The sequence below is a fragment of the Bacteroides sp. 43_46 genome, assembly GCF_001915455.1.
Lineage (GTDB): Bacteria > Bacteroidota > Bacteroidia > Bacteroidales > Bacteroidaceae > Bacteroides > Bacteroides caccae.
Genome location: NZ_MNQN01000021.1, coordinates 1 through 17,156, shown reverse-complemented (window position 1 = coordinate 17,156; position 17,156 = coordinate 1). Strand labels below are relative to the sequence as shown.

Below are 17,156 nucleotides of genomic sequence, written 5' to 3'. Positions count from 1 at the left end.
ATAAAAGAACAAACGCTATGGCACAATGGATTAGCATAGAAGAAGCAGCTGTGAAATATGGATTTGAGGCAGAATACCTCTGAGTTCTGATAGAAATGAGAGAAATCATAGTAGACTACCAAAGACCCGATGTTGACTTTATAGACGACAGAAGCATTCAGGATTTTGTAGAACGGAACAGACTGGGGGCTACACAGATGTATATCGATAAACTGGAACGATTATACTCCACGTGAATGGCTGTATATCAACATATCAGTTAGAGATGTGTTATATATAAATGCATGGCGTGGATGTCTGTTGTTATCATTATCTTCCTAAATTGGCGCAAACCGCCTGTCGTGCCTGTTGGTTCAAAAGATTCTGTATGAGAATTCGGAAATGAAATTAAACTATCAGAGAAGGCGCGGGAATAGGAGTGGATGAACAATAGCGACTTTGAGCGAACAAAAAACCGATAAATTGTGTTTATTTATTCTAATTATATATCTTTGTCCCGAATTATAAACACGTAAATTTATGAAAAAGATTTTTGGTGCTTTATTGATTGCTGTATGTATTGGTATGGCAATGCCTGCTCAGGCTCAAATACATTTTGGTGTAAAGGGAGGTTTGAACTTGTCAAAAGCGAGCTTCTCTAATGTGAAAGAAAACTTTAAGAAGGATAATTTTACCGGCTTCTTTATTGGCCCAATGGCTGAGTTTAATATTCCAATCGTAGGGTTGGGGGTAGATGCTGCGTTGCTTTTTGCCCAAAGAGGTATCAAGGTTTCTGATGCCGACGCGGATGTTACTGTGAAGCAGAACGGTATTGACATCCCGGTTAACTTGAAGTATAACATCGGCTTGGGTAGCCTGGCCGGTATTTATCTGGCTGCCGGTCCTGATTTTTATTTCGACTTTGAAAAGAAAACCGGAATCGACAAGAAGAAGGCGGAAGTAGGTATCAATGTAGGTGCCGGCCTGAAGTTGCTGAACCATTTGCAGGTGGGAGCTAATTATAATATCCCATTGGGCGACACTGCTGATATTGACGGCGGCGGTTCCTATAAAACCAAGACTTGGCAGGTATCTGTTGCTTATATTTTTTAGCGGATAATTTACTTTAACATAGTAGAACAAGAGGCTTTCGACTGTCGGAAGCCTCTTTTTTTATATCTTTGTGCCTGCAATGAAAAAGTATGTAGATGTCATATTACCGCTTCCGCTTCCAAAGAGCTTTACTTACTCTTTGCCGGACGAGTGTGCGGAAGAAGTGAAGATCGGTTGCCGCGTGGTAGTTCCTTTCGGACGGAAGAAGTTCTATACGGCTATCGTTCTTAATGTTCATTATTGTGCTCCGACGGAGTATGAGGTGAAGGACATATCTGCATTGCTGGATGCTTCTCCTATATTATTGCCTGTTCAATTCAAATTTTGGGAGTGGATAGCCGATTATTATCTCTGTACGCAAGGGGATGTTTATAAGGCGGCGCTGCCTTCGGGATTGAAACTCGAAAGCGAAACGATTGTAGAGTATAATCCCGATTTTGAAGCGGATGCACCATTGCCGGAACGTGAACAGCGCATTCTGGATTTGCTTGCCGTGGATGCACAGCAGTGTGTCACTAAGCTGGAGAAGGAGAGCGGGATAAAAAATATTCTGACTGTCATCAAGTCGCTGCTCGATAAAGAAGCGATTTTTGTAAAGGAGGAGTTGAGGCGTACTTATAAACCCAAGACGGAGGCGCGGGTGCGGCTTGCGGGTTCGGCGGATGAAAAACGGCTGCATATACTGTTTGATATCCTGTCGCGTGCCCCGAAGCAGTTGGCATTGTTGATGAAATATGTGGAATGTTCGGGGATTCTGGGAAATGAAGTCCCGAAAGAAGTCTCCAAGAAAGAACTGTTGCAACGCGCCAATGTGTCGCCTTCCATTCTGAACGGTCTGGTAGAGAAAAAGATATTTGAGATTTATCATCATGAGATCGGCCGGTTGAACCAGCAGGTGAAGGAGGTCGTCGAACTGAATACGTTGAATGAGTTTCAGCAACGGGCACACGATGAAATCGTACAGTCCTTCCGGGAAAAGAATGTCTGCCTGCTTCATGGGGTGACGTCCAGTGGTAAGACGGAAGTATATATTCATCTGATAGAAGAAACTATTCGTCAGGGAAAGCAAGTATTGTATTTGTTGCCTGAGATTGCCCTGACTACCCAGATTACAGAACGTCTGCAACGGGTTTTCGGCTCTCGGCTGGGCATTTATCACTCTAAGTTTCCCGACGCCGAACGGGTGGAGATATGGCGGAAACAGTTGGGAGAAAATGGCTATGATATTATTTTGGGAGTCCGTTCTTCCGTTTTCCTCCCTTTCCGGAACCTGGGACTGGTGATTGTGGACGAGGAACACGAGAATACTTATAAGCAGCAAGACCCTGCTCCCCGTTATCATGCACGTAGCGCAGCTATTGTACTGGCTGCCATGTATGGAGCTAAAACACTGTTGGGAACGGCTACTCCTTCTATCGAGACGTGGCAGAACGCGACGGACGGAAAATACGGCTTTGTCCAACTGAAAGAACGCTATAAAGAGATTCAGTTGCCGGAGATTATCCCGGTAGATATCAAGGAACTGCACCGTAAGAAACGAATGGTCGGACAGTTCTCGCCTTTGCTGGTACAATATATGAAAGAAGCCCTGGAACAGAAGGAACAGGTGATTCTTTTCCAGAACCGTCGCGGCTTCGCTCCCATGATAGAATGCCGTACTTGCGGCTGGGTGCCGAAGTGCAAAAACTGTGATGTGAGCCTGACTTACCACAAAGGAATCAATCAACTGACCTGCCACTATTGCGGCTATACCTATCAACTTCCGAAGGCCTGTCCCGCTTGCGAAGGTACGGAACTGGTGAACCGCGGCTTTGGTACGGAAAAGATTGAGGACGACATCAAAATCCTTTTCCCCGAAGCAGCCGTGGCGCGTATGGATTTGGATACCACCCGCACCCGCTCTGCTTACGAAAAGATTATTGCAGACTTTGAACAGGGAAAGACCGATATTCTGATCGGTACGCAAATGGTGTCGAAGGGTTTGGACTTCGACCATGTAAGTATCGTCGGAATACTGAATGCCGATACGATGTTGAATTATCCCGATTTCCGTTCTTACGAACGTGCCTTCCAGCTAATGGCACAAGTAGCGGGACGCGCCGGGCGTAAGAATAAACGCGGACGTGTGATACTCCAGACCAAGAGTATCGACCACCCTATTATTCATCAGGTGATTGCCAATGACTATGAAGATATGGTAGGCGGGCAACTGGCGGAACGTCAGATGTTCCACTATCCTCCTTATTATCGCCTGGTATATGTTTATCTGAAAAATCATAATGAGTCGTTGCTGGATCAAATGGCGGCGGTAATGGCCGGCAAGTTGAGGGCAGTATTCGGCAACCGGGTGCTGGGACCGGATAAACCTCCTGTTGCCCGTATCCAGACACTGTTCATCAAAAAGATCGTTGTGAAGATAGAACAGAATGCCCCAATGGGGCGTGCCCGGGAACTGCTTTTGCGCATTCAACGGGAGATGATAGAGGATGAGCGTTATAAGTCCCTGATAGTCTACTATGATGTAGACCCTATGTGATAAAAGAAATTATTCCCCCTTATTAATAAACCTTGTATTAATTTAATTAACTAACCATGAAACGATTTACAATTTTTTCTCTGACTTGTTTCCTTAGCATGGGTTCTGTGTTTGCCCAGCAAGGAGTAACCCAGTGCGGCGTTCCGACAGGACAACCGAAGTTCCCTTTACAGGCTTATCAGGAATTGCCCGACCCTGCGGCACCTTCCGAAAAAGAATGGGCGGCAGTCACGGCACCGCAAGTGTCGTGGGGAACGATTGATGTCCGCTACGCGAAACATCAGCTTCCGGCTTTGAAGAAAACCACGAACACCTCTCTGAAAGGCTGGCGCGGCGAACGTGTGAATGCCCAAGCGGTCGTGTGGACAGGCACGGAGCTGAAGGACTTGAATTTCAGCTTTACCGATTTTAAGGATAAGAAGGGGAACTCTCTTTCGGGAGATGCGTTGACAGCCGGCTTTGTCCGCTACGTCATGACGGACGAACTGAACAAAGACGGAAGAGGTGCGTGCGGCTATCGGAAGTCGGTGGACTTTGACTCTCTATTGGTAGCCGATCCGATTGACTCGGAACTGAAAACGATGGCTTTGCCTGCTCGTACTGTTCAGCCTATCTGGGTACAATGCTGGATTCCCCAGTCTGCGGTTCCCGGAACTTATAAAGGACAGTTATTGGTTAACGATGGCTCGAATCTGTTACAGCGCCTCAATCTTGAGATTACGGTTTCTTCCCGCGTACTTCCCCAACCCTCGGAATGGGCTTTTCATCTGGATTTGTGGCAAAGCCCGTATGCCGTAGCCCGTTATTATCAGGTGCCTTTATGGAGCCAGGAGCATCTGGACGCTATGCGCCCTCTGATGAAAATGCTGGCAAATGCCGGGCAGAAGATTATTACGGCTACTTTGACTCATAAACCCTGGAATGGGCAGACGGAAGATTATTTCGACACAATGGTGACTTGGATAAAACGTGCAGACGGTACGTGGACGTTTGACTATACCATTTTTGACCGTTGGGTGGAATTTATGATGAGTGTCGGCATTGACAAGCAGATAAACTGTTATTCAATGGTTCCCTGGAAACTGTCTTTCCAGTATTACGACCAGGCTACGAACTCGTTGAAATTTGTGAAGACCGCACCGGGCGAACAGGCTTATGAAGAAATGTGGGTGGCAATGCTTGCTTCTTTTGCAAAACATCTCAAAGAAAAAGGCTGGTTTGATATTTGTACGATTGCTATGGATGAGCGCCCAATGGACGTAATGCAGAAGACTCTGAAAGTGATTCGTAAGGCTGATCCGGATTTTAAAGTTTCACTGGCAGGAAATTATCATGCGGAAATTGAGCCGGATTTGTATGATTATTGCATTGTGATCGGTCAGAACTATCCCGAAGATGTACGTCTCCGCCGTAAAGCCGAGAATAAGCGCACTACCTATTATACTTGCTGCACGGAAGCACACCCCAATACGTTTACTTTCTCCGACCCGGCCGAAGCTGCCTGGATGAGTTTCTATTCTTCAAAGAAGCATCTGGACGGTTATCTGCGTTGGGCGTACAACAGTTGGCCGTTGGAGCCGTTGCTCGATTCCCGTTTCCGTACCTGGGCAGCCGGAGATACTTATCTGGTATACCCCGGAGCACGTAGCTGTATCCGTTTCGAACGTTTGATCGAAGGAGTACAGGCACATGAGAAAATAAATATTCTTCGTCAGGAATTTGAGAAGAACGGAAATAAAGCCGGACTGAAGAAGATTGAGAAAATGCTGGCTCCGTTCAACTTGGGGGATATGCCGGAGATCCCGGCAGCTGTCACCGTGAACCGGGCGAATCAGATTTTGAACTCATTCTAACCGGCGTAACACCGGAGCAAGGTTTCCTTGTGGCATATTGTCAAGTATTAAAAGTTTATTATGAAGAAAATATTATTTGTTTGCTTGGGAAATATCTGCCGTAGTTCTACGGCAGAGGGTGTAATGCTTCATTTAATAGAGGAGGCGGGACTGGAGAAAGAGTTTGTGATAGACTCCGCCGGAATCCTGTCTTACCATCAGGGAGAGTTGCCGGACAGCCGGATGCGTGCCCACGCTGCCCGTCGGGGGTATCAACTGGTGCATCGTTCACGCCCGGTACGGACAGAGGACTTTTATAATTTTGATCTGATTATCGGTATGGATGACCGTAATATTGAGGACCTGAAAGATAAAGCTCCCTCTCCCGAAGAATGGAAGAAGATTCACCGCATGACGGAATATTGCAACCGTATCCCCGCAGATCATGTCCCCGACCCCTATTATGGTGGGGCCGAAGGTTTCGTGTATGTGCTGGATATTTTGGAAGATGCCTGTTCCGGCCTGCTTATTTCTTTAACTCAGGATAACTGATCCGGGTATGATAAGCAATCTTTAGTTTTTCTTTGAATACAGTTTTTATTGTGGCAATATCTTTGAAAGTAATAGGGCATTCCTTGAAGTAGCCCTCTGTAACCTGGGAGTCAATAATCTTGTCGACCAGGTTACTTATACTTTCTTCCGTATATTCCGGCAGACTGCGTGAAGCTGCTTCTACGGCATCCGCCATCATCAGGATGGCCTGTTCTTTAGTAAACGGGTTCGGACCGGGATAAGTGAATAATTCTTCGTTCGGCTCCTCGTCCGGATGTTCGTTTTTCCACGAGATATAGAAATATTTTGTTTTCCCCCGTCCATGATGCGTACTGATAAAGTCTTTGACGGCTTTAGGCAGATTGTGTTTGTCGGCTAGTTTTAATCCGTCCGTGACATGACTGATCACGACCTGTGCACTCTGTTCGTAGCTCAGGTTCTTGTGCGGATTGACCCCTCCCGACTGGTTCTCGGTGAAGAAAGCCGGATTCTCCATTTTTCCGATATCGTGGTACAAAGCTCCCGTACGTACGAGCTGGCTTTTCGCACCGACGCGGATAGCTGCTTCTGCCGCAAGATTGGCTACCTGCATGGAGTGCTGGAAAGTTCCTGGTACCGTCTCGGACATCTGGCGCAGTAAGTCATTATTGATATTCGATAGTTCCACCAAAGTGACATTGGAGGTAAATCCGAATGTTTTTTCCAACAGGAACAACAGCGGATAAGCGAATAATAGCAGAACTCCATTTATTATAAAATAGGTGTACATCCGCAAATTCAGTTTCGAGAAGTCATTGGAAAGCCCGTTCTCCGTCATTAACTCGAAGGCAAAGTAAATGGCGGCATAAGTCAATATGACTAATAGCGCCGTCCGGAAAAGCTGGGATCTTTGGGATAATTCCCTTAAACTGAATATCGCAACCAGTCCCGCCGCCAACTGGGTCAGGATAAATTCATGCGGGAAGCGTAGGGATATGGAGCATATTAATATCGTGATGACGTGTGTCAGGAAAGCGGTCCTTGAATCGAGGAACACACGAATAATGATCGGCAACATCGCATAGGGGATGATATACACATTGAATATATTGTGTGTGACCATGAAAGCCGTGACTATACTGTAAAATACAATCAAAGTGAACAGCAGCGACAAACTGCCCTTCCGTTGATAATAGTCTTTCCGGAATAAATCAAGATAAAGCATGAAACACAACATCAGCATACCCACAAACAGAATCTGCCCTCCGAGAATCAGGCGGCTTTGCCCCATTGACTCATTCCGCTTAATGGATTCTTTCCGCAGTGATTCCAGAATATTATAAGTTTCCGGGCTGATGATCTCTCCTCGGTCGATAATCTTTTGTCCGCTGACTACCAGCCCGTTCGCCCAGGAATAGTTGTTCAGCATTTCTTCTTTGGCAGTCAGGGTGCGTTGTTCGTCAAAAGTGAGGTTGGGAGTGATGTATTCGTTCAACGAACATTGTCTTAGAATATCCCGGTTGAAATGGGTAGAGTCAGCCGAAAGCAGGTATTCGTAAGCCTTCTTCACCGTGTAAATCTCCTCGGTGGGATGCGGGTTGGCTAGCTTGTCGTCTATAACCATGATAGACGAAGTGCTGTCTTTTTGCAGTTGCTGTATGTTTTCTGTCGATACAATCCCTGCCTGATAGATTTCTTTGAGCGTGCGTTCGATATACCGCAGGTAATCTATGGATGGAAGGATCCCTTTCAGGTTCGTATGATAGTTCTCCTTCAATTTGCTGATGGCGTCCTTTTCTATCTTCTTGTCGAGCTCGTAGTAAGGTTGGAAAAGAACTAACAGACTGTCTTGTTCGCGCTTCACCACCGCCTCGTCTTTATAGATAGGAAAATCAAAAGTAGCTATCAACTGCCCGTACTTCCAGGGTTTGTTTATATCAAACTGGTAGTTGAACTTCCCGTCGCGCGGTAAGAAATAAACAATCAGTGCCACAGTAGCCACAAATAGCAGTGATTTATATAGCAAATCTCTCCATGAGAAACTCTTTTTCTTCTTCAAATGTTCCATACGCATTGAAATTTTTGCGAAAAGTACAAAAAAAAACAATAGTGTGGAAAAAAAGGTTTAATTTTGCCACGATTTACCTATACTAACCCAAATTATGGCAGAAAGAAAAGTAAGAGTTCGTTTTGCTCCGAGTCCTACGGGAGCACTGCACATCGGTGGTGTGCGTACAGCTTTGTATAATTATCTATTTGCGCGTCAACACGACGGAGACCTGATATTTCGTATAGAAGATACTGACTCTCACCGGTTTGTTCCGGGAGCGGAAGAGTATATACTCGAATCTTTCAAGTGGTTGGGTATCCACTTTGACGAAGGTGTGAGCTTCGGTGGGGAACATGGCCCGTACCGTCAGTCGGAACGCCGCGAAATCTATAAGAAATATGTAGAGGTTTTGCTGGAGAATGGAAAAGCATACATCGCCTTTGATACCCCGGAGGAACTGGACGCCAAGCGTGCGGAAATTGCTAACTTCCAATATGACGCATCTACCCGAGGGATGATGCGTAATTCACTGACTATGCCGAAGGAAGAAGTGGATGCACTGATTGCGGAAGGCAAGCAATATGTAGTCCGTTTCAAGATTGAACCGAACGAAGATGTTCGTGTGAACGACTTGATCCGTGGTGAAGTGATTATCAACTCATCTATTCTGGATGATAAGGTTCTTTATAAATCGGCCGATGAACTGCCTACCTACCACCTTGCTAACATCGTGGACGATCATTTAATGGAGGTTTCCCATGTGATCCGTGGGGAAGAATGGTTACCTTCCGCTCCGCTGCACGTACTGTTGTACCGTGCTTTCGGCTGGGAAGATACCATGCCGGAATTTGCTCATCTGCCTCTGCTCTTGAAGCCGGAAGGCAACGGCAAACTGAGCAAGCGTGACGGTGACCGTCTGGGATTCCCCGTATTCCCGTTGGAATGGCATGATCCGAAATCGGGAGAGGTTTCTTCCGGTTATCGTGAATCCGGTTATTTGCCTGAAGCTGTCATCAATTTCCTTGCTTTGCTTGGCTGGAATCCGGGTAACGATCAGGAAGTGATGTCAATGGACGAACTTATAAAGTTATTCGACTTGCACCGTTGCAGTAAGTCGGGTGCTAAATTTGATTATAAGAAAGGTATTTGGTTCAACCACCAGTATATCCAGCAGAAACCGAATGAAGAGATTGCCGAACTGTTTGTGCCTGTATTGAAAGAACACGGTGTGGAGGCTCCTTTCGAGAAGGTTGTTACTGTGGTCGGGATGATGAAAGACCGCGTAAGTTTCGTAAAGGAACTGTGGGAGACATGCAGCTTCTTCTTTGTGGCTCCTACCGAATATGATGAAAAGACAGTAAAGAAACGTTGGAAAGAAGATTCGGCTAAGTGTATGACCGAATTGGCGGAAGTAATTGCCGGCATTGAAGATTTTAGTATTGAAGGGCAGGAAAAGGTCGTAATGGACTGGATTGCGGAAAAAGGTTATCATACAGGTAATATCATGAATGCTTTCCGTCTGACTCTGGTAGGCGAAGGCAAAGGCCCGCACATGTTCGACATTTCCTGGGTATTGGGTAAGGAAGAGACTGTGGCTCGTATGAAACGGGCGGTAGAGGTTTTGAAGTAATCGACATACATAGTACTATGCTTTACAACCTGGCAATAGTCATTTATGACTTTTTCGTCCATTTGGCTGCTCCGTTTAGCCGCAAGCCCCGGAAGATGATGAAAGGGCATTGGGTGGTATATGAACTTCTACGCCAACAGGTGGAGAAAGGGGAGCGGTATATCTGGTTCCATGCCGCTTCGCTTGGTGAGTTCGAGCAGGGACGTCCCTTGATAGAAATGATTCGGGAAAAATATCCGAATTATAAGATATTGCTTACTTTTTTCTCTCCGTCCGGTTATGAAGTGCGCAAGCACTACCGGGGAGCGGATATTGTCTGCTATCTGCCGTTTGACAAACCGCGGAATGTGAAGAAGTTCCTGGATATCTCAAACCCTTGCATGGCATTCTTTATCAAGTACGAGTTTTGGAAAAATTATCTGGACGAACTGCATAAACGCCGTATCCCGGTGTATAGTGTGTCTTCTATTTTCCGCCGCGATCAGATCTTCTTTAAATGGTATGGAGGGACATATCGGAATGTGTTGAAGGATTTCGACCACCTGTTTGTGCAGAATGAGACTTCCAAACGTTATTTGTCAAAGATAGGTATTAACCGTGTGACGGTAGTGGGTGATACCCGTTTTGACCGGGTATTGCAGATTCGCGAGGAAGCCAAAGATCTTCCGTTAGTGAAACTGTTCAAAGGAGACAATACCTTTACTTTTGTGGCGGGAAGCTCTTGGGGACCGGATGAAGATTTATTCCTTGAGTATTTCAACAATCACCCGGAAATGAAGCTGATTATAGCTCCCCATGTAATTGATGAAAATCACCTGGTAGAGATTATCAGCAAACTGAAACGTCCTTACGTGCGTTATACCCGTGCCGACGAAAAGAATGTATTGAAAGCTGACTGTCTCATTATTGATTGTTTCGGATTGCTTTCTTCTATTTATCGTTATGGAGAAATAGCTTATATCGGGGGTGGTTTCGGGGTTGGTATTCACAACACTTTGGAGGCAGCCGTGTATGGTATTCCTGTGATTTTCGGACCTAAATACCAGAAATTTATGGAAGCTGTTCAATTGCTGGAAGCAAAAGGAGCCTATTCTATCAAAGATTATGATGAACTGAAAACTTTGCTGGATCGTTTCCGGACTGATGAGGTATTCTTGCGTGAAACCGGTACAAATGCGGGGTATTATGTGACAAGCAACGCCGGAGCTACGGAGAAGATTATGCACATGATTAATTTCTAATTATAAAAGTCCCCTAATTTTAGTTCTCTGTAATGGGTCAATCTAAAATAAGGGGACTTCTCTCTTCTTAAAGGAGATTTCATATTCCGAAATCCTGCCCTGAAAAACAATTCTCTTTTATTAGTATTTGTACGGACTTATATCTTATTGATTTCTTGTTCCAGTAAATCTTTTAATTCTTTGGCGGTAATGTGAGTAAATCGTTTCACTATATTCCCTTGCTTATCTATTAGCAGATACATCGGTAACCCTGTCATTTGAAAATGTGTCCAAAGATATTCCCATTGCTCTTTGTCCAGCCAGTAATGTTCGCCTGCGATATCTTCTATGAGTATTTCCCATGTCTTCTTTATCGAACTGGGGCCGGTGAGGTAAATGAAAGCTACTTTGTCTTCACTTATATCTTTCTTTAGCGGCTCATATTCTTTGATAATCTGCCGGCAACCGCCACACCAGGTAGCCCAGAAATCGATAAACTGTACTTTGCCTTTATGACGTGCAATGAGTGCATCCAGCAGTTCTTCTTCTGCCACTTGCGGCGCTTCGCAGATGGTATATTTCTTTGTTGTTGCCTTCTTCCGGGGTTGCATCTGACGGTTCATGTCTTGAATGATTCCTATGAATATAGGATTTGTAATTTCCGAAGCCATGATTTCCTGCCGGGAGGTCAACGGTTGTAGGTTGTAAAGGCTGGAGCGCATATAGATTGCGCGTATGTAGTCAACCGGCAAACAGGTGCTGTCTTGCAGGATATGCCCCAGACGTTTTTTGGCTTCGGAAAATATTTTCCAGTTACAGTCGTCTCTCTCTTTAGTATATTTGCGGATGAGTGTCATCAAATCGTTTTGCTGCCGGAAGATTACTCCTGCTTTAAAAGCTGCTTCATATTGATGAATGAGTGTCTGCTCCTCTTTTGTGAGCGGTGCGTTTTCCAATAGATATTTTTCCATAGAGAGTGGGTCATAGTGTGTATCATATAAGAAGTTTGTGACTACATTACGGTAATTATAACAATAAAGTGCCAAAGGGTGATTGACAGGAAAATCTTTCAGGTAGTTGTGAAAATCATCAGGTAAATGTATATCGAGGAAAGCTGCAAAAGCTTGTTCTCGCGTAATGTTTTCTTTCTTCTGATAAGCTGTTTGCAGACAATAGTGGGTAGCTTGCAGGTTTTCCAGACAATCAAATGCGCATGAAAGATTGGCTAGTGTACGAGTGTCTTCGCTGAATTGCGACTGTGTGTTGTTGTGCGCTATGTACTGTTTGTATTGGTTGATGCAGCGTTCCTTGAACTTGTTGGCACTGATGCCTGCAATAGAATCCAATAAGTCGCCATCTCTATAAACAGGAGGTATCTTTGTTATCAGTTCCGGCTGACACCATTCATTGTTAATGGTAGCATACTGACCACTATATACAAATTGTTTTCCTGGCAGATTGCTTAAATTGATAGTTACATTGGTCTCTTTTTCGGGACTTAACAGAATGACTAAATCTGCATTTCCTATTATCATCCGTACTTGAGCACTATGGTAGAGAGGAATATTAATCGTGAAACTTCCATCTGCTTCAACAGTCGGATAAAGTGTCTCGGCTGTTCCCATTACGATATTGGGAGCACCGATCTTGAATATCAGATTGTCGTCCGGATTGTAATTGGCGATTGTCCCACTCAGGATGGCTTGTCCTTTTTTATACTCGGGGGTCGGTAATTGTGCCTGTGCTAGATTGAATAACAAAGACAGGCAAAGGAAGGTAAATAGTCTGCTCATAGTAGTTCTTTTATTGTATGGATTATTTCTTTATCGGTATTCTCTTTACTATAACTTCTGATTCCTTCTTGATCTACAATGAAAAAGTAAGGTGTGGCACCGCTTGTCTGATATTGTTTGATTACTTCATTGGCTGCGTTTAGAATAGTATCATTTAACTTCTTCCGGTTTGCGTAATTTCGAATAGAAGATACTTGGCGGCTCCAAGATTCTATTGCGATAAGCTCAAACTCTTTGCTACTGAATAATGTGGTGGAATCATCAGGTTGCCGGCTTTCGTCAGTGACGTAATATGTCGCAGATTCAATCTTTTCTAACTTGGTAAGTACTTTCTTTAAAAACGTTCTTTCCATGATTTGGGTATTGGCAGCTATTGTTGCTGTCGGTAAGAGAATTGTAAGTAGTAGTCTTATTTTCATAATAGGTGAATGTTTGTTGATTCACTGCCTCGATTTAATCTTTTACAAATCTACGGATCTTTCGTAATATTTCAATTATCAGAGGGTTAAATAAGATGAATATGGACTTTGGAAGTCAATGATGATTGATACGGGTAATACAAGAAAAACTCCTTCTTACTCTTATGTTTTAAGTGTAAGAAGGAGTGAAGCTTTGTTTCCGATTTTACTAAAAAATCATTCTTTATACCATTGCGAATACATCAGATAATTGTGAGCAATCTTCTGGTTTAATTCTTTGGCTTGTTCCGGGTCTACCTTCTTTATAAATTTGGCAGGTACTCCACCCCAAATACTTCCAGGTTCGATTACTGTATTACTTAGGACTAAAGAACCGGCAGCTACAATTGCTCCTTCACCGACTATAGCATGGTCTAGTATGGTCGATCCCATTCCGACTAAAGCATAATCTTTGATAGTCGCTCCGTGTATGGTTACGTTATGTCCCACGGAAACATGGTCGCCGATTTCGATAACTGATTTTTGATATAATGTATGCAAAACACTTCCATCCTGGATGTTAACTCCATTGCCTATACGTATAGAATTGACGTCACCGCGCAATACGGTGCTAAACCATATACTGCAATCATTTCCTATTTTTACATCTCCTATAATAGTTGCGTTGTCTGCGAGGAAGCAGTTTTCTCCGATTTCGGGAGTAAAGCCGCGTACAGATTTTATTAAAGCCATAAAGTATTTGTTCCTAATAAAATTTTTAATTTAATGCTGCCCTATGTTGTATGACATCCGGGTGTTGAGCAAGGTTGGCTTAAATAGAAGCAGTCGCTTCCTGTAACCAAACTTTTTCTTCTTCGTTAAGATTCGGTGACAGCTTTTCGTAGACAATCTGATGATAATTGTTTAACCATTCAATTTCTTCATTTGTCAGCATTTCCTTGATTATTCCCTTTTTACAAATAGGACATAAGGTAATCGTCTCAAACTTGAGATAATCTCCGAACATACCTTCTTTGTCTTTGCAGACAAGCGTCAGGTTCTCGGTGCGGATGCCATGACTGCCGGCTTTATAAACTCCCGGTTCGTTGGAAGTAACCATGCCGGGTTGTAATACGACAGGGTTCTCGTTCATGCGGATACTTTGCGGTCCTTCATGCACGCTGAGGAAATGCCCGACACCATGGCCTGTACCATGAAGGAAGTTCATTCCATATTTCCAGATCGGCATACGGGCGAGAACATCAAGTTGGGCGCCCCGGGTTCCGACTGGGAACTTAGCCATAGCCAATGCAATATGCCCCTTTAATATCAAAGTATAATCCGTTTTTTCTTCTTCAGTTAGTTCACCTAATGCGATCGTGCGGGTAATGTCGGTAGTCCCGTCCAGATATTGGGCTCCCGAATCTAAAAGAAGAAAACCTTTAGGTTGAAGAGGAACGTCACTTTCCGGAGTTGCGGAGTAATGCACAATAGCTCCGTGTTCCTTATATCCGGCAATAGTGTCGAAACTCTCTCCCATATAAAGGGGCTGGGCTGCTCTGAATTCATGTAATTTCCTGTCTACGCTTAGTTCTGTCTCTTTGCCGGAAGGCACTGCTTCTTCCAACCATTTGAGGAATTTGACGAGCGCAACGCCATCCCGCTGCATAGCTGCATGAATACCTGCAATTTCTTGTTCGTTTCGAATAGCCTTTAATAGAGCTACAGGAGATTCACCACGTATAATGTTGCATTCCGGATTAATTGCAGAATATATGGCAAAGTTTGTTTTCTTGGGATCAATAAGGATATTTCTGCCTGTAAAAGTATTCAAGTAAGTTTCTACTTCATCGTAGTTTTTCAACTTGACATGCTGTTCTTTTAAATACTCGTTCACTTCTTTTGTAACCTTTTCCGGTGAGATGAAGTAAATCACGTCATCTTGCGTGATTAACAGATAGCTGACTACTACCGGATTACAATGCACGTCGTTCCCTCTCAAATTGAGAGTCCATGCTATTTCGTCCAGGGCAGATAAGAATAAGGCATACGCTCCTTTCTTTGTTAATTCGGCACGAATAGCGGCAACTTTTTCTTCACAACTTTTACCGGCATATTCAATATCATAGACGAAGGCCGGAGAATCAGGTATAGAAGGCCGGTCTTTCCAAATCCTTTTCAGCGGATCACCGAATAAGTCAACCTGCAAACTGTATGCTGCAAGTTCTTCTTTCATTTGCTCAACTTGTTGTACGGAGAACATCTTGCCATCGATACTTACCGATTCACCGGGCTTTAACTTCTGGCTGAGATATTTTGTAATACTGGGAGTTTCCGGTAGCATTTCCTTATATAAAGTAATACCGCTACCCTCCAATTCTTTGGCGGCTTGTAGAAAATAACGGGAATCGGTCCATAGTCCGGCTTCGTTCATTAAGACGACAACGGTTCCTGCCGAACCCGTGAAACCGGAAATCCATTCACGTGACATCCAGTGCGGAGCTACGTACTCGCTCAAATGCGGATCGGTGCTGGGGATGATAAACGCTTTAATGTAATTGGGGGGGAATGTCATTCGTAATGCATGCATTCGTTCTTTTATACTCTGTCTCATACCATTTTATATTATTAATAGACATATAACAGATTCAAAGGTAGTAACTTTTTACGGTTAATGAGTTGTTTATGAATAGTTTTTGAGAAATATTTGCCGAAAGTTTTGTGAATAAAGAAAGTATGTGTAATTTTGCGGCGCAATTTGACTGCGGAATTTTTTAACCAATAACATATTAATAGTAACAAAATGATTGTAGTACCTGTAAAAGAAGGCGAAAACATTGAAAAATCGCTGAAGAAGTTTAAGAGAAAATTCGAAAAAACTGGCATCGTTAAAGAATTAAGAAGAAGACAGCAGTTTGATAAACCGTCTGTAACTAAAAGACTTAAGAAAGAACGTGCAGTTTACGTACAACAACTTCAGCAAGTAGAAGATTAATAATTCGTAATTTCCTTTGAATTATTGAATTCTTTTCATACATTCGTTGCACGATTTTAGATGTAGCGATATTATGTTAATAAAATCTTTTCTTGATTATCTCCGGTATGAGCGGAATTACTCTGAAAAAACCGTTCTGGCGTATAGTGAGGATATAAAGCAACTACAGGAGTTTGCTCAGGAAGAGTATGGAAGATTTAATCCGTTGGAGGTGGAAGCTGAACTGATTCGTGAATGGATTGTTTCATTAATGGATAGGGGATACACTTCGACTTCTGTAAATCGTAAACTGAGTTCGCTCCGGTCGTTCTATAAATATCTTTTAAGGCAGGGGGAGGTGACTAAGGATCCGTTATGTAAAATAACAGGACCTAAAAATAAAAAGCCGCTACCTGTTTTCTTGAAAGAAAGCGAAATGAACAAGCTGCTGGATGAAACGGATTTTGGTGAAGGGTTTAAAGGTTATCGGGATCGATTGATTATTGAAGTATTTTATGCTACGGGCATAAGGCTTTCGGAATTGATAGGATTGGATGACAAGGATGTGGATTTTTCTGCTTCTCTTTTGAAAGTAACCGGGAAAAGGAACAAGCAACGGCTGATACCGTTCGGTGATGAACTGCGTGAGTTGATGCTTGGATATATTAACATAAGAAACGAAATGATTCCGGAAAGGTCGGAAGCTTTTTTTGTTAGAGAGAATGGCGAACGACTTTATAAGAATCTAGTCTATAATTTAGTGAAACGGAACCTGTCAAAGGTGGTTACGCTGAAAAAAAGGAGTCCTCACGTGTTGAGGCATACTTTTGCTACCACGATGCTGAACAATGATGCGGAGTTGGGTGCAGTAAAAGAACTTTTAGGTCACGAGAGTATTGCAACTACCGAGATCTATACGCATGCCACATTTGAAGAACTTAAAAAAGTGTATAAACAAGCTCATCCAAGAGCTTAAAAACAAGGAGGTAAGTATGGATGTAAGAATTCAATCAATTCACTTTGATGCGTCAGAGCAATTGCAGGCATTTATTCAAAAGAAAGTGTCTAAGTTGGAAAAGTATTACGAAGATATAAAGAAA

The 17,156-nt window shown here is 43.5% G+C and carries 15 protein-coding genes; 10 read left to right on the top strand and 5 right to left on the bottom strand.

Going from position 1 to position 17,156, the window contains the following annotated elements; translation table 11 throughout:
* Positions 1-95: 95 nt before the first annotated feature.
* The 5 genes from BHV72_RS02315 (at position 96) to BHV72_RS02295 (ending at position 6,012) form a co-directional block, all read left to right on the top strand.
* A complete protein-coding gene (locus tag BHV72_RS02315) occupies positions 96-236 on the top strand; it encodes a hypothetical protein (protein ID WP_286854106.1) in 141 nt (46 codons plus the stop codon).
* A gap of 283 nt (positions 237-519) precedes the next feature.
* Positions 520-1,092 (top strand): porin family protein, encoded by a 573-nt coding sequence (locus tag BHV72_RS02310; protein ID WP_005675395.1) that lies wholly within the window; start codon positions 520-522, stop codon positions 1,090-1,092.
* A 79-nt stretch (positions 1,093-1,171) separates the two neighbouring features.
* Positions 1,172-3,628 (top strand): replication restart helicase PriA, encoded by a 2,457-nt coding sequence (priA, locus tag BHV72_RS02305; protein WP_005675396.1) that lies wholly within the window; start codon positions 1,172-1,174, stop codon positions 3,626-3,628.
* A gap of 56 nt (positions 3,629-3,684) precedes the next feature.
* Positions 3,685-5,481: a DUF4091 domain-containing protein gene (locus tag BHV72_RS02300; RefSeq protein WP_005681727.1), complete on the top strand. Its 1,797-nt coding sequence runs from the start codon at positions 3,685-3,687 to the stop codon at positions 5,479-5,481.
* Between the two features lie 60 nt (positions 5,482-5,541).
* A complete protein-coding gene (locus tag BHV72_RS02295) occupies positions 5,542-6,012 on the top strand; it encodes a low molecular weight protein-tyrosine-phosphatase (RefSeq protein ID WP_286854097.1) in 471 nt (156 codons plus the stop codon).
* Here BHV72_RS02295 and BHV72_RS02290 read toward each other — a convergent pair.
* Positions 5,987-8,059 (bottom strand): HD family phosphohydrolase, encoded by a 2,073-nt coding sequence (locus BHV72_RS02290; RefSeq protein WP_122336614.1) that lies wholly within the window; start codon positions 8,057-8,059, stop codon positions 5,987-5,989. The genes BHV72_RS02295 and BHV72_RS02290 overlap by 26 nt on opposite strands.
* A gap of 94 nt (positions 8,060-8,153) precedes the next feature.
* Here BHV72_RS02290 and gltX point away from each other — a divergent pair, with 94 nt between their 5' ends.
* Positions 8,154-9,671 carry a glutamate--tRNA ligase gene (gene gltX, locus BHV72_RS02285; protein ID WP_005675401.1) on the top strand — a complete coding sequence of 506 codons (1,518 nt, stop codon included), beginning with the start codon at positions 8,154-8,156 and terminating at the stop codon, positions 9,669-9,671.
* Between the two features lie 17 nt (positions 9,672-9,688).
* Positions 9,689-10,912, top strand: a complete 1,224-nt coding sequence (locus BHV72_RS02280) for a 3-deoxy-D-manno-octulosonic acid transferase (RefSeq protein ID WP_122336612.1) — start codon at positions 9,689-9,691, stop codon at positions 10,910-10,912.
* Between the two features lie 137 nt (positions 10,913-11,049).
* On the opposite strand, the gene BHV72_RS02275 is transcribed toward BHV72_RS02280, so the two are convergent.
* From BHV72_RS02275 to BHV72_RS02260, 4 genes are all read right to left on the bottom strand, one after another.
* Positions 11,050-12,684 carry a TlpA family protein disulfide reductase gene (locus BHV72_RS02275; protein WP_022041559.1) on the bottom strand — a complete coding sequence of 545 codons (1,635 nt, stop codon included), beginning with the start codon at positions 12,682-12,684 and terminating at the stop codon, positions 11,050-11,052.
* On the bottom strand, positions 12,681-13,103 hold the full coding sequence (locus tag BHV72_RS02270; protein ID WP_005675404.1) for a peroxiredoxin family protein: 423 nt from the start codon (positions 13,101-13,103) through the stop codon (positions 12,681-12,683). The genes BHV72_RS02275 and BHV72_RS02270 overlap by 4 nt, the downstream gene beginning before the upstream one ends.
* Before the next feature lie 216 nt (positions 13,104-13,319).
* Complete coding sequence (locus tag BHV72_RS02265; RefSeq protein WP_005675405.1) at positions 13,320-13,835, bottom strand: gamma carbonic anhydrase family protein; 516 nt, start codon at positions 13,833-13,835, stop codon at positions 13,320-13,322.
* A 79-nt stretch (positions 13,836-13,914) separates the two neighbouring features.
* A complete protein-coding gene (locus BHV72_RS02260) occupies positions 13,915-15,696 on the bottom strand; it encodes an aminopeptidase P family protein (RefSeq protein ID WP_122264201.1) in 1,782 nt (593 codons plus the stop codon).
* A gap of 189 nt (positions 15,697-15,885) precedes the next feature.
* Between BHV72_RS02260 and rpsU the strand changes: the two genes are divergently transcribed.
* From rpsU to BHV72_RS02245, 3 genes are all read left to right on the top strand, one after another.
* Complete coding sequence (rpsU, locus tag BHV72_RS02255; RefSeq protein WP_005675407.1) at positions 15,886-16,077, top strand: 30S ribosomal protein S21; 192 nt, start codon at positions 15,886-15,888, stop codon at positions 16,075-16,077.
* Between the two features lie 73 nt (positions 16,078-16,150).
* The gene (xerC, locus tag BHV72_RS02250; RefSeq protein ID WP_005675408.1) at positions 16,151-17,032 is read left to right on the top strand and encodes a tyrosine recombinase XerC; all 882 of its coding nucleotides are present in this window, start codon (positions 16,151-16,153) and stop codon (positions 17,030-17,032) included.
* A 16-nt stretch (positions 17,033-17,048) separates the two neighbouring features.
* Positions 17,049-17,156: HPF/RaiA family ribosome-associated protein (locus BHV72_RS02245; RefSeq protein WP_286854109.1), on the top strand; the 108-nt coding region annotated here is incomplete at its 3' end.

Coding starts and splice junctions, on each gene's coding strand:
- BHV72_RS02265 (WP_005675405.1), bottom strand. CDS start 13,835: ATGGCTTTAATAAAATCTGTACGCGGCTTTACTCCCGAAATCGGAGAA.
- xerC (WP_005675408.1), top strand. CDS start 16,151: ATGTTAATAAAATCTTTTCTTGATTATCTCCGGTATGAGCGGAATTAC.
- BHV72_RS02315 (WP_286854106.1), top strand. CDS start 96: ATGAGAGAAATCATAGTAGACTACCAAAGACCCGATGTTGACTTTATA.
- BHV72_RS02300 (WP_005681727.1), top strand. CDS start 3,685: ATGAAACGATTTACAATTTTTTCTCTGACTTGTTTCCTTAGCATGGGT.
- BHV72_RS02260 (WP_122264201.1), bottom strand. CDS start 15,696: ATGAGACAGAGTATAAAAGAACGAATGCATGCATTACGAATGACATTC.
- BHV72_RS02280 (WP_122336612.1), top strand. CDS start 9,689: ATGCTTTACAACCTGGCAATAGTCATTTATGACTTTTTCGTCCATTTG.
- priA (WP_005675396.1), top strand. CDS start 1,172: ATGAAAAAGTATGTAGATGTCATATTACCGCTTCCGCTTCCAAAGAGC.
- BHV72_RS02295 (WP_286854097.1), top strand. CDS start 5,542: ATGAAGAAAATATTATTTGTTTGCTTGGGAAATATCTGCCGTAGTTCT.
- BHV72_RS02275 (WP_022041559.1), bottom strand. CDS start 12,684: ATGAGCAGACTATTTACCTTCCTTTGCCTGTCTTTGTTATTCAATCTA.
- rpsU (WP_005675407.1), top strand. CDS start 15,886: ATGATTGTAGTACCTGTAAAAGAAGGCGAAAACATTGAAAAATCGCTG.
- BHV72_RS02270 (WP_005675404.1), bottom strand. CDS start 13,103: ATGAAAATAAGACTACTACTTACAATTCTCTTACCGACAGCAACAATA.
- BHV72_RS02290 (WP_122336614.1), bottom strand. CDS start 8,059: ATGGAACATTTGAAGAAGAAAAAGAGTTTCTCATGGAGAGATTTGCTA.
- gltX (WP_005675401.1), top strand. CDS start 8,154: ATGGCAGAAAGAAAAGTAAGAGTTCGTTTTGCTCCGAGTCCTACGGGA.
- BHV72_RS02310 (WP_005675395.1), top strand. CDS start 520: ATGAAAAAGATTTTTGGTGCTTTATTGATTGCTGTATGTATTGGTATG.